Origin of the sequence: Aureimonas altamirensis (assembly GCF_023702225.1) — a bacterium.
GTDB lineage: Bacteria > Pseudomonadota > Alphaproteobacteria > Rhizobiales > Rhizobiaceae > Aureimonas > Aureimonas altamirensis_B.
Window position 1 is genome coordinate 1 of sequence record NZ_JAMQCO010000022.1, and the last position, 14,979, is coordinate 14,979.

Sequence of the window (14,979 nt, forward strand, 5' to 3'; positions counted from 1 at the left end):
GCCGTCCATCACGCTTGCCGCCGTCAGCGTCAGCGTGTCGTCGCCTGCGCCGGCGAGCACATACTTGCCCGTACCGCCATCGCTGAGCGCTTCGGCGGATGCCGTGCCCATGACGTCGACGACGACGCTCGAGCTCGTCCCGTCCGTACGCCCGAAGATCACATAGGCGCGGCCCGAATCCGCTCCGTTTGCGTCGTTATACTGGGCTCCGACGAGAATGTCCGCCAGCCCGTCGCCGTTGATGTCGCCGGCTGCGGTAGCATCCAAACCGAGTTCGTCGCCCGCGCACTCGCCACTGATCGCGAAACCGCCGATACCCTTCGCAACATCGGAAAGGATAACGGAAGTCGTGGCAGTGCGCCCATACACAAGGTAGGCGCGGCCCGCATCGACCCCGTTGGTGTCGTTTCGCCGGCCGCCGACAAGAATATCGGCGAGTCCGTCGCCGTTGACGTCGCCAGCATAGGAGACGTTGCTGGCGGTCAGGTCGCCCGTACCTTCCGCAACGATGGCAAAGCCGTTCGTGCCGAGCGAAGCGGACGAGACGTTGATGTCCAGGTTTCCTGCCGAGCGGCCGAAGATTACATAGGCGCGGCCGGCGTTCGATCCGACGTTGGGAGCTCCGACGACGATGTCCGCGAGCCCGTCCCCGTTGACGTCGCCGGCATAGGAGACGTCGTAGCCGAGATTTCCGGTCGCCGTCTCGCCGGTGACGGAGAAGCCTCCGGTTCCCAAGGCGCTGATGGTCACGATGCTGCCGCCGGTCTTACCGAAGACGACATAGCTGCGGCCCGTATTGGAGCTGTAGCCACCAGCACCGATCACGACATCGGCAAGCCCGTCCCCATTGACGTCGCCGGCACCGCTGACCGCGCCGCCCAGAGCGACACCCGTCGTGTCGCCCTGCAGGGCGAACCCGCCGGAGCCATTCGCGATGGCGCTGGCATTGACGGCGCCGCCGCTCGTCTTTCCGAAGATGACGTAAGCGCGGCCGGTGCTGGAATTGTAGGCATTGGCGCCGATGATCACGTCCGCAAGGCCGTCGCCGTTGACATCGCCCGCACCGGCGACGGACCGGCCGAAGTAACTGCCCGCCGCCTCACTGATGACGACGAAGCCGCCCGATCCCGCCACGATCGCCGAAAGTGCGGGAGAGGCCCCGTCCGTCCTGCCGAATATCACATAGGCGCGGCCGGTGAAGCCGTTATACCCATAAGCGCCGAGGACGATGTCGGCCAGGCCGTCGCCGTTTACGTCGCCGGCGGCCGAGACGGAATATCCAAGGTAGCTTGTCCCGGCTTCGCCGGACACCGCGAAGCCGCCATTGCCAGCAGCCACGGCTGAGAGGTTCACGGACGTCGTTCCCGTTCGCCCATAGACGATATAGGCACGCCCGGCACTTTGGGCCCCGGCGTCGCTTCTGTAGGCGGAGACGATCAGATCGTTCAAGCCATCGCCGTTGAAGTCACCAGCGGAAGAAATGCCGAAACCGGTATAGTTGCCGGCAGACTCACCGTTGATGACGAAGCCGCCATAGCCGTTGACGATCTCCGTCGCTTCGATGCCGGGGTAGTCCACCACGACGCCCTGCCTGACGTAGAGCGTCGTCGCCTTAGCGACATTGTAAAAGACGTTGTAGCTGTTGCCGCCACTGGTGAAGCTGGCCGCCTGCCGCGCCCAGCGCCCGTCGGTCAGCTGCACCTTGTCTCCGGCATTGCCGTCCACCATCAGCTGGTAGCGCCCGGTCGTCTCGAACAGGTTGATGCCCGACATGTCGGCGATATCCGCCGCCGTCAGCTTCAGCACATTGTCGCCCGTGCCGGTGATGTCGATCTTCTCGATGCTCTCCAGCCGGCTGCCGCCGGACGGATTGCCGGCGGCAGCGTTGCCCACCTGCGTCAGGTCGAGCGTCAGCCCCGCACCCGAAAGCTTCAGCGTGTCGACGCCGACTCCGCCGGCGATATGCGCGGACTGGTCGACATTGCCTCCCTGCCCATAGGCGGACTGCAAGGAGGCGATCATCGCTGCGTTGACGGAAATAACATCGTTTCCGACGCCACCATAGGCGACGCTTCCGGCAGCAGTCAGGGTGATGGTGTCGTCGCCACCGAGCGCATAGATGGTCTTGGCCGACGCCCCGTCCTGGAAAGTCTCTGCTGCCGAGGTTCCGACAGCGTCCACGGTGGTCTGATAGAACGGGCCGGTAGAGCCGCCGAAGACGACATAGGCACGGCCGGCATTCGACGAATAGCCGTTGGCGCCGACGATCAGATCCGAGAATCCGTCGCCGTTGACATCGCCTGCATAGGAGACGCCGATACCCGTTTGGCTGGAAGCGCTTTCCCCGAACATCGCGAAGCCGCCGCTGCCCTGCGCGATGGCCGAAAGGTTGACCGTCCCTCCGGTCCGACCGTAGACGAGGTAGGCGCGGCCGGCATTGTTGCCCGATCCGTCGTTCTGATATGCGCCGACTATGAGGTCGGCGAGTCCGTCTCCGTTTACGTCGCCGGCGTAGGAAACGCTCAAGCCCGCGAAGTCGCCCGCCGACTCGCCGTTGATGGCAAAACCTTCGCTTGCCCCCAGAGCGGACAGCATGATCGCGGCAGCGGCGTTTGTACGGCCGAAGATAACGAACGCCTTGCCGCTGCCGACGGCCGGCGAGCCGACGATCATGTCGGCCAGGCCGTCGCCATTGACATCGCCCGCATAGGAGACGCTGTAACCAGACTGGCCGCTTGCCGTATCGCCGACGATCGCGAAACCGTTCGTGCCCATGGCCAGACCGGCCGTGAAGCCGGTGCCGCTGCCGCTACGGCCGTAGATCAGATAAGTGCGCCCGGTAGCCGTCCCGGTGCCCTTTGCCCCGATCAATATATCCGCCAGACCATCGCCATTGACATCGCCGGCCGCGGAAACAGAGCTGCCCAGGTAATCGCTGGCGGATCCGGTAATGGCGAAACCGCCCGATCCGGCTGCAATCGCGGACAGGTCGATCGTGGACGTTCCCGTCCGCCCGTAGACGATATAGGCCCGCCCTGTGCTCGTGCCGTATTCCGGCGCGCCCACGACCAGATCGGCCAGCCCGTCGCCGTTGATGTCGCCGATCCCCGAAACGCCGAAGCCGGCCTTTCCGCCTTCACCCGTCATCTGGAAGCCGGACGTTCCGAGTGCGCTGAGCGTTACGGCCGGTCCGCCGGCCGAGCGACCGAACACCACGAAGGCCCGTCCCGTAGCGCTTCCGTAGGAACCCAGCACGATATCCGCGAAGCCATCGCCGTTCACGTCGCCGGCTGCGGCGACGCTGTATCCGGAATAAACGCCCGTGCCCTCTCCGATAATGGCGAAGGCACTCGTATCGCTTCCGCCGGCAATGGCCGACGTATCGAGGGCCCATGTTCCGGTACGGCCGAAGACGACGTAGGTGTGGCCGCGATATGCCCCCTTTGCCGGCGCACTGACGATGAAATCGCTGATACCGTCGGCGTTGACGTCACCTGCATGGGAAACGCTCGTGCCGATCTGGTCACCTGCGGCAGCGGCGTTGATCGCAAAACCGCCATTGCCGGCGGCGACGTCCGAAAGCTCGATCTGGCTTTTCACGATGTCGAAATGGACCGTGCCGTCGGCGATGCCGAGGAACACCTTGTTGTCAGGCCCAAGGACCACATCGGAGGCCATCGAAAGCGTATAGGGACGCCCGGCGACGAGATTGGCGGTCGGGTTGATCGTCAGGAACCTGCCGCTGATCGTCACCTGCGAGGTGTCGCCGATGCTGATGGCGCGCGTGTCGCCGAGGCCGTCGCTCAGAACGATATTGCCGCTACCGCGGCTGACGTCCGTATCGAACTCGAGCACGATATTCTGCGCGGCCGAAAGTACGCCGTTCGCGGACGGATTCGTGCTGACGAGGCGCATCGCAAGGCGCCCGGTAACCTCGACGCCCTGCTGGACGTATACGGCGCTGGCGCCGCCCATGTCGTTCCAGATATTGTAGGTCTGTCCGCCATAGCTCAACGTACCGCCGGTGACCCAGCCGGAGCGGCCCGTTAGCTCCAGGACATCGCCGACGTTGCCGGCCACCATGAGTTGCTGTCGGCCGCTGACCTGGAAAGTGTCGAACCGGCCGATGACCGCAACGTCTTCCGGGGAGACGATCAACCTGTTGTTGCCGGTTCCCGTAAGGTCGAACCGTTCGATGCCTTCCAGTCGCCCGTTGCCCGCGGTACCGGCGATCTTGGACAGATCCATCACCATCGCAAGTTCGGAGAACGCCAGCGTGTCTATGCCAGCGCCGCCTTCGATATGTGTCCGTTCGACGGAACCGTCATAGAGGTGCGTCAGGCCGTCCAGGACCGCCTGGTTTATGGCGATCGTATCATTGCCCGAGCCGGCATTTGCGGTGCTGCCGCGGGCCGTCAGGGTTATGGTGTCGTTGCCGGCGCCGGCCATGACGTTGTGTGGGGTCTGGCCGTCCGACAAGGCGTCCGCGCCGGCGGTGCCCATCCGGTCGATGGCGGTCAGCTTGAATGCTTTGTCCGTGCGGCCGAGTACCACGTAGGCTCTGCCGGCTCCCTGGTCGGCGGAAGGTACGCCGACCACGAGGTCGGCCAGCCCATCCCCGTTCACGTCGCCCGCAGCGGTAACGGTCATTCCTGTTCCGTCGCCGCTTGAGGCGCCGTCGATGACGATGCCGCCACTGCCGGCTGCGACAGCCGAAAGATCGACTTGCGACGTGCCGGTGCGCCCGAAGACGATATAGGCGCGCCCCTTTCCGCCGAGGGCATCGGGGACGACGATGGCGAGATCGGCCAGACCATCGCCATTGATGTCGCCGGCGGAAGACACCACTGCTGCCGAGAGCGATGTCCCCTCCGGCATGATGGCGAAGGCCTGCGATCCCGGCGCTGCCAGGTCGACCGGAGCAGTCCCCGTCCGACCGAACACGAGGTAGCCCTTCGCAGCGCCCTGCGTGGCCACGAAGATGTCCGCCAGGCCGTCGCCATTGACGTCTCCGACCAGCGAGACGGACGCTCCCGCACCGGACCCGGTGCCCGCGCCCTGGATGACGAAGCCACCGTTGCCGGCCGCGATGCCGCTCAGATTCTGGGTTGCGAAGGTACCTGTATGCCCGAAGACGACATAGACGCGACCCTTTCCGCCGCCGGCGGCGGCCGAACCGACGAGGATGTCGGCCAGCCCGTCGCCATTGACGTCGCCAAAGCCGGCGATGGCGCTTCCGCTATGGTCGAGCGCGCTTTCGCCGACCAGGGAGAAGCCGCTCGAGCCGAGGGCCGTCACGTCGATCGATGCGGGTGCGCTGCGGCCGAAGATCACATAGCTGCTTCCCGCGCCGGATACGCTGCCCGGAGCGCCGACGAGGATGTCGGAGAAACCGTCGCCGTTGACGTCGCCGATGGCGGCGACGCGCGTGCCGGCGGCTTCACCGGCTGCAAAGCCGGTGATCGCCAGGCCGGCCGTGCCGAGGCTACTGAGTGCAATGGAGGCGCCCGCGCTGCGCCCGAAGACGACATAGGCCGCTCCGGAACCTCCCACGTTCGGAACACCTATCAGAATATCCGACAGACCATCGCCGTTGACATCCCCGGCTGCCGCCACGCTCACTCCCTGTGGCCAGCCCGCGGTATCGCCCTCTATCGTGATACCCGCCGTACCGAGGCCGGACAATTGGAGCGGCGTGTTGCCGCTTCTACCGAAGACGATATGGACCCGCCCCGCGGAACCGGATCCGGGCACTGCCACGGCGGTATCGGCAAGGCCGTCGCCGTTGATGTCGCCCAGACCCGCTACCGACTGACCCGCATGGGCCGTCGCCGAGCCGGACGCGACGAAACCGCCGTCGCCCGAAGCGACTTCCGAGAGCTGCACCGCAGGTGACCAAACCGGAACCGATTGGTTACCGGGCGCAATCCCCGTGAAGGCGTTGCCGATCGTGTCGAGGATAACGCCCTTGCCGAAGCTGATCTGATACGTGCCGAAAGGCTGAAGGCCGCCGGCCGGTGCGATCGTGACCGTATGGCCGGAGATGGTGACCTGGCTTGAATCGGTCACGCTGATGGTCCGGACGTCGCCGCTGCCGTTATCCAGGCGGATAACACCGGTTCCCGCCACCACGGCCTTGTCGAAGGTCAGGACGAGCGGCGTCGTGGGCAGGATATGCGCAAGCCCGGCGAACGAAGTCTGAGTCAGAAGCGGCTTGGTCGTATCGACCAGGTAGGCCGCGTTCGCGGCGACGGCAGCATGGGCCAGCACGGCCGGGTTACCGGAAATGTCGTCGATCCGGCCGCCGTTCAGAACCACGCCGTCGGCCGCGATCGAAATGCCGTCGGCGTCGTTTTCGCCGTCCTGCACCCTGTAGGCGAAGGTGAGCGTCGTCGTGCCCGATCCCGACACGTAGCTTGCCCGCCGCGTGTTGGCGCCGATCTGGAACCGGAGGTTCGGTATACCGGATACCTGGACGGCTTCGCTGAAGGTCAGCGTAAGATTGATGATGTCGCCCGTATTCGCATAGGAGCCGACCATGCCGGTTGCCCCTGCAATCGAGGCGTGCCCGACGGTGGGCGCCTGCATGTCCAGGGTGAACTGGGTCGTGGCCGTTACGCTGCGGTTGCCGACGGCGTCGCGCTCGCTTGCGGAAACGGAGATCGTGCCGCTTCCAAGTTCCAGGACCTCCTGCTCCGTCAATGCGATCGACTGGGCGGCACCGCTTCCGGTCAGGATCTTCGTTATCTTGTTGGCGCCATTCGCGAAGGAGACGGTGATCTCTCCTCCTGCCTCGCCGGCGACTTGAATCAGGCCGGTGCCTTGGGAAGCCTCGGCCAGCGTGGCGCCGCCGGCCAAATTGCCGGCCAGCGTCAGCAGCGGCGCGGCCGGAGCGGCGGCGTCGACCTCGTATTCGGAGGCTTCGTCCATAGCCGGGTGCAGGGTGGAGGCCGCGTTACCCGCAGCGTCGGTTACGATCGCCGCGCCGAGGTAGAGACTGTCGGCCGGTACTGTTATCCCCGCCGGCGCCTCGTCGCCATCGACGATCGAATAGGTGAACCTGAGTACCCGGTCGCCATCGAGACCCGAGAAGATCGCGAAGCGTTCGGCAGCACCCAGAAGGATGCGCAGTTCCGGGACGCCGGACGACAAATCGATCACCAGGGGAGAGTCGAACGTCATCGCGAATGTGATCGTATCGCCGACAGTCAGCGGAACGCCGGATTGGCCTGTCGTTTCCGCAACCGTGACGCCTTGTATCGTCGGCGCCACGGTATCGACCTTGACGGCGGCCACTTCGGCCACTGCCGCGTGATCGAGCACCGCGTCGTTGCCTGCAAGGTCGTGGATCCGGCCGCCGGACAGATCGATCCGGTTTTCGCCGACCGACACGCCGTCTTCGTCAAGATCCTCTTCGGCGACGATGTAGACGAATGTCAGCGTGTCCGTACCGGCGCCACCGGCATAAGCCGCCTGGCGGTCGACCTCACCGACGCGCACGCCGATGAAGGGCCTGCCCCCCGCGAGGTCCACGATCACGTCCTGCGTAAATCTTACGGTAACGACGATCGCGTCGCCGACCTTCGAGTACTCCCCGGCGTCGGCCGCTATCAGAACCTCGACCGCGGAAGGCGCCACCGCATCGACGCCCATCGCGGGGTCGGCCGGCAACTCGGCATGGGTCAGAACGGCCTCGTTGCCGGCAAGATCCCGGATCGTGGCGGTGCCCGGCTCCAGGCTCGTGGCCGGAACGGAGATGCCGCCGAAAGCCTCGTCGCCCGCCGAGATCGTATAGGTGAAGGTCAGGACGTCCGAACCCGATCCTCCCGCGAAGGAGGCAAAGCGCTCCTGGCCCCCCAGCATGATCCGCAGATGCGGCTCGCCGAGCGCGGTATCCACGACGACGGCCTTATCGAAGGTCACGGAGAAGGAGACACTGTCGCCCAGCTTCAACCAGCCGGCTTCGGATGCCGCGACCTCCGAGATCGCAAGCGATTGTATCTGCGCAATTGTCGCGTCGACCTTGACGAACGCATCGTCGACGACTGCCGCGGACGTGAGGTCGGCGGCATTGCCGGCCCGATCGGAGATGACGCCACCCGTGAGGCGGATGCCGTTCTCGACGATGGTGACGCCATCGACGTCCGCATCTCCTGCCTGTACTTCATAAGAGAAGATGAGCTCGTCGCTACCCGAACCGCTCACGTAGTAGGCCATGCGTTCCGCGCCGCCGATGTCCAGCAGGACACCGGGAATTCCAGCCCCCGCATCGACCTCAACGACCTTGCTGAACTTGACCGCGATGGTTACCGACTGGCCCAGCGTCAGCCATTCATGGCTTTGCGCCGGGACGGCGGAGAGCGACAGCACGTAGGGCGCGTCGGTATCCACGCCGTACTCGGAATCTCCCTGTAGCCCGCCGTGCTGCATGCCGGCGGCATTTCCTGCGAGGTCCATGATCGAGCTGCCGTCGAGGAACAGGCTGTCCTCGATCAGCGTTATGCCGTCCTCGTCGCGATCGCCGTCCTGCACGACATACGCGAAGTAGAGGGTGCCGGATCCGGATCCGTGCACGTAGCGGGCAATCTTCTGTACTCCGCCGACATCCACGAGAACACCCGGGACGCCGCCCTGCATCTCGACATAGACATCCTTGGAGAAGTTGAGTGCGAAGGTGACGGTATCGCCAGCGGAGACGAGAGCATTCACCGCGCCCTGCAAACTGTCGAGCGCGACATCGGTGATCGTCGGCGCTTCCGCATCGACGCGAATGACGACAACCCCGTCCTGACCACCATGATCGAGCAACGCCGCATTGCCGACGGCGTCCGTTATAGTGGCGCCGTTCAGCGCGAGGCTGTCGGGCACGATCTCGATACCGTCGCCATCGGTGTCGCCGGCATCGGGGACGTAGGCGAAGGTCAGCACTGCACTGCCGGATCCATCCACGTAGACGGCTTGCCTCTCGAAGCCGCCCACCAGCAGCCGCAGGCTGGGCTGTCCGGACCCCGTGTCGACCAGGACCATATCGTTGAAGGCGACCGTCACGTAGACGGGGCGGTCCGCTCCGACAAAACCGTTGACGAGATCCGTACGGACCATGTCGAAACCGACATCCACAACCGCCGGAGACGTTCCATCGACGGTAAGGCTCGGGTCGTCTGCCAGCGAACCGTGCTCCAGCAGCGCGTCATTGCCGGAAATGTCTCGAATCATACCTCCGGCGAGATCGAGCGCGCCCGCTGCGACGGACAGGCCATCCGGATCCCGGTCATCGGCGCCGACGACGTAGGTAAAGACCAGAAGATCGGTTCCCGACCCGGAGGTATAGATGGCTTCGCGCTCCATACCGCCGACGAGGATGCGCAGAACAGGCGTCCCTCCGACCGTTTCGACGGAAACGGCCTCCGTGAACCGCACGGCGAACGACACGCTGTCGTTTTCGATCAAGCTATCGACGCCGCGCTTCTCGACGGTCTCCAGCTCGATCGAGGTGATCGACGGAACGACGGCATCGATGCGGAAGGAGGGATCCGGCTCGCTTTGGGCGTTGGCGAGCAAAGCCTCGTTGCCGGCAAGGTCCGAGATGGACGCGCCGTTGAGGGACAGTGCATCTGCGGGAACACCGATACCCGCCGGCGCATCGTCGCCCGGTTGCACCTGATAGGAGAACTGAAGGATGGCGGAACCTGAGCCACCCGCGTATACGGCGTGCCGCGTTTCGGAACCCACCTGTATGAGGAGCGTCGGGGTACCCGCCGAAACGTCGACGAGAACGGCCTCGCTGAAAGCAAGGTCGATGAAAACGGTGTCGCCGGAATGCGACCACAGACCGTCTGCGGCATCCGTTTCCGCAACCGTGGCCGAAACGACAAACGGCTGGACGGCGTCGACGATGGCGCTTGCATCGTCAGGCGTGGCATCGCTGGCAACGATCGCTTCGTTGCCTGCGAGGTCCTGGATGACGCTACCGTTCATTTCCAGGGCATTCGCCGGAACTGATACGCCATCTGCGTCCATATCCGCGATCTCGACCGTATAGGAGAACGCGAGGACGTCGGTCCCGGAGCCGGATACGTAATGCGCCCGACGGGTTTCCCCGCCGACCTGAATCGAGACATAGGGTTGGTCGCCGACAAGGTCGACGGTCACGGCTTCGGTGAACGATACTGAGACATACAGGGTATCGCCGGCGACCAGCGCCGCACCCGACTGATCGCTCCCAGAAATGCCGATATGCGAGATTGCCGGGTGTGTCGTATCGACCTGCAGTGCTGCCACATCGGCCACGGGGCCATGGTCCGGCACGACATCGTTGCCGGCAGCGTCGCGAATGCTTGCGTGCCCCAGCACGAGGGAATCCTGGCCGATCGAGATCCCGTCGGCGTCATCGTCGCCACTGGCCACGGTGTAGGAGAAGACCAGGGTGTCGGTGCCGCTGCCGCCGATCATCGAGGCGCTGCGGGCGCTACCGCCCACCATGATTTCGACGGTGGGCTGCCCTTCGACGAACACCGCCTCCGAAAATGACATGGTGACCAGAACCGTCTCGCCGACGCGCAGGATCGTTTCCGCCGCGCCGTCGGCGCGCGAAAGTTGCAAGGACGTCACGATGGGCGCGGCCGTATCGACGACCAGCATCCCATCGTCGGAAAGGCCCGGATGAGCGGTGATCGCGTCGTTTCCGGACAGATCGCGAATTGTGCCGCCGAAACCGTCCAGACTATCCGCAACGACGGAGATGCCGTCGGCATCGGCATCGCCGTCCTCCACGATGTACGTGAACTGCAAAGTCTCGGTTCCGGAGCCTGAAGAGTAGATGGCGGCCCGCTCTATTCCGCCGACGCTGATCGTTAGGCGGGGTGTTCCGTCCGTCGTGTCGACAAAGACGATCTCGCTGAAGGTGGCCTCGAAGACGACGCTATCGCCCGCCTTGAGGAGGCCGCTGGCCGGTTCCGAAACCGGAACGAGGGAAACGATGGTCGGAAGGACGGAGTCGACCTTCTGGTCCGCCAGGTCGCCGCTCCCGGCATAGGCGAGCAATGCATCGTTGCCCGCCTCGTCCGTCACCACCGCGCCGTTCAGATCGAGCCCGTCGGCCACGACGGAAATACCGTTGATGTCCAGTTCGTCCGCACCGACGACGTAGCGGAACATCAGGACGTTCGTCCCTTCGGGGCCGCTTACGTAATCGGCGAGACCCTCCGTATCGCCAAGTCTGATGCGAAGGGTTGGGCTACCGAATGTAGTATCGATCAGGAGCGTCTCGTCGAACGTCACCAGAAGGTTGATCTCGTCTCCCTCGTGCAACCAGCCATTACCGGATGCGGACGGCTCGACCGCCACGGACACGACTGTGGGGATGACCGTATCGATGCGATAAGCGATATCCGGAGAAACCGAGCCGAAATCGAGACCCGCAGGATTGCCGGCAAGGTCGGTTATGTGGCCGGTGATGCTGGACGCGACGATGCCCACGCCGTTCGGTGCGGAATCGCCTTCGGTGACCGTGTATGTGAACAGCAAGGTCTGCGAGCCCGTGCCCGACAGATAGTTTGCATCCCTTTCTTCCGCGCCCAAGGTGATCCGCAGCGTCGGCAGGCCAGCCGACTCGTCGATAAGGACCGCTTCGGAGAACAGGACCGAGACGGTGATCACGTCCCCATCGCGCGACCAACCGAGGATCGCTCCGGTAGATTCCGTAACGGATGCGGACAACAGAACGGGTGCGATCGTATCGACGCCCGCGTCCGGGAAGTCCAACTCGCCATGAGTCAATATCGCGTCGTTTCCGGCCACGTCGCGTATGCCCGACGAGCCGAGTTCGAGACTGTCGGCGGGGACGGAGATACCGTCCGCGTCGTTGTCTCCAGCCTGGACGACATAGCTGAACCTGAGTTCGTCCGAGCCGGATCCATCAATGTAGGCGGCAATGCGATCCTGATCGCCGACCCGTATACGGAGTTGCGGCGTGCCGGACGCAGTATCGACCTCGACGGCCTCCGAGAAGCGGACCGCCAGGGTTACAGTCTGACCCTCGCGCAGCCAGCCCGGCATATCGCTGTCGGCCGCGTCCAGTACGATCGAGAGCACCTCCGGTGACGTCGTATCGACCTTTACCGTGACCATATCCGGGACTTCGGGATGGGAGAGCGAAGCGTCGGTTCCGGCGCTGTCCGTCAGGCGTGCGCCAGCGGCCGCGAGGGCATCCGCGGCGATAGCGATACCGTCGGCATCATTGTCGCCTGCGACGAACTCATACGAGAAATAGAGGCTGTCCGTGCCTGATCCCTCGACATAGGTCGCCTCGCGCTCCACGCCCCCGATCAGTATGCGCAGAACCGGCTCGCCATTCGTCAGGTCGACGCTGACGACTTCGCTGAAGCTGACCAGGAACGAAACGACATCGCCGGCGCGATACCAGCCCTCGACGTTCGTCGAGGCTTCGATGATGGACACGTCCACTATGGACGGCTCGACGGCGTCCACCGGATACAGGATGTCGTCGGCCAGGGGGAGATTGGCGAGCGACGCATCGTTGCCGGCAATGTCTCGAATGGACGAATCCGCGAGAACCAGGGCATCGGCGCCAACCGAGACGCCATCCGCGTCCAGCTCGCCAGCCTGCACGACATACCGGAAGAAAAGGATGTTGCTTCCGGAACCATGTGAATATACGGCCGAACCGTCCACGCCGCCGACGTTCAAGGTCAATGTGGGCAGATCCGCACCTGCCGCGACGAAGACGTCTTCGTCGAACGTGACCGAGAATACGATCTCATCGCCTTCGTTGAGCTGGCCGCCTTCCATGCCGAGGGTCGAATCGACCGCCAGGCTGACGATAGACGGAATCCGGGTGTCGACCTTGTAGTTGGCGTCGTCGCTGACGGGCGCATGAGACAAATCAGCCTCCGTACCGCCAGCGTCCGAGATGACGCCGCCCTGCAGCGATACCGCGTTGTCCCCTATCGACAAGCCATCGGCATCGATATCCGACTCTTCTATAGTATAGGAGAACAGGAGGACGTTGCCGCCGGACCCATCCTGGTAGACAGCCTCGCGGGCTACACCGCCGACATCGATTGTCAATGTCGGGACGCCGGCTCCGGTATCCACCAGCACGACCTCGTCAAACGTCACGGCCACGGTGACGACATGCCCTGCCCGCAGCCACCCTTCGATGTCGCTGCTCGATCCCTGGAACTCGACCGACGATATCGTCGGAGCCCGCGTATCGACCTTGTAGCCGCTATCGTCCGCAACGGCGGAGTATTCGAGAGCCGCGGCATTTCCGACCAGATCGCTGATGATCGCTCCGTTCAACTCCAGTCCGTCCGCTGCGATCGAGATGCCGTCGGCATCGTCGTCGCCCGCGACGATCTCGTAGCTGAACTGCAGGGTCGAGGTACCGGACCCCCCAGTGTAGGTGGCCAGCCGCTGCACGCCGCCGACATCGATCCTAATCGTCGGGGTTCCACCGGCCTCGTTGACATAGACGATCTCGTCGAAGGCAACGTTGAAGGTGACGACGTCGAACTCGTTCAAGAGGTCGCCGCGGATACCTTCGGCTCCGCCGATGACGACCGAGGTGATCGCGGGTACCGTGGTATCGACGCTGTTTTCCGGCAACGGCACTGAAGCGCCATGCGCCAATGACGCCGCATTGCCTGCCAGGTCGCGGATGATGCCGCCCGCGAGCGTCAGGCTGTCCGCAACCACCGTCACGCCGTCGGAATCGTTGTCACCGGCCTGCACGACATAACCGAACGTCAGGATCTTTCCGCCGGAGCCCTGGATGTAGACGGCTTCCCGCTCGACGCCGCCGACGAGCAGCCGGATCGACGGGAGCCCGCCTGTCGTATCCACCGTGACGGTTTCATCGAATGTCAGGCTGGCGGTGATCGAGCCACCAACGCCGAGCCAACCATTGATGGCGTCGTCGGACGGCTGGACGGCGGCCTGGGTTACCGTGGCGGCCGTGGTGTCTACCTTGTGCGCAGCCTGATCGGCAAGCGAAGCATGTGTAAGGTGGACGGCGTTGCCTGCCAGATCCAGAATCTTTCCACCGTTCAAGGCTATCGCGTTCGGGTCGACGGAGACACCATCGGTATCGTTGTCGCCACTCGCGACCGTATAGACGAATTGCAGCTTATCGGTACCCGAACCGCCAGCGTAGGTTGCGGCCCTTAGCTGGCCGCCGACATTCACGCGCAGAATGGGTGAGCCGGCAGCCGTATCGACCGTTACCACCTCGTCGAAAGAGACCTCGAGCGTCAGCGTATCACCGGCATTGAGCCTTCCGTTCTCTGCGCCGGTTTCGCCCCCGACCACGAGACTTGTGATCGTTGCGGCCTGAGTGTCGACTTTATACGCGGCGTTGCCAGGAACGGCGGAATGCGCGAGGGAGGCCGCGTTTCCTGCGAGATCCCGCATCGTGCCGCCAGCGAAAGTCAGGGAATTTGCATCTACGGAGATGCCGTCGACGTCAGCATCGCCTGCGACGATTGAGTAGCGGAACTGCAGCGTTGTCGTGCCGGCGCCTGCGACATAGGTCGCCGAGCGTGTTACACCGCCGACATTGATGGCCAGGAGCGGCGAACCGTTCGTCGTATCGAAGAAAACCGCTTCGCTGAAGGTCGCGAGAACGGTCACCGTGTCCCCGGCGTTCAGGAGGTTGTTCTGCGCGCCCGTCTGTCCGCCGATCGCCACCGAGGCGATGGTGGGCGCAGTGGTATCCACCCTGTAGGTCGCATCATCCGCCGCGCCCGCATGCGTCAGGACCGCATCCGTGCCCGCAAGGTCGCGGATCGTCCCGCTGTTCAGCACGACGCTGCCGGCCGGCACCGAGATGCCGTTCACGTCGTTGTCGCCAGCCGCAACCGTGTAGCGGAAGCGCAGCACCGAATTGCCGCTGCCGGACAGGTACTCGGCATAGCGCGTCTGTCCGCCCACATCGATCGTCAGACGCGGTGCGCCCGC

Annotated in this window: 1 protein-coding gene; it reads right to left on the bottom strand. The window is 64.3% G+C overall.

The genetic code is table 11. The features are described from left to right. The coding region (locus NDN16_RS20500; RefSeq protein WP_251115272.1) for an Ig-like domain-containing protein at positions 1–14,979 on the bottom strand (14,979 nt) is incomplete at both ends.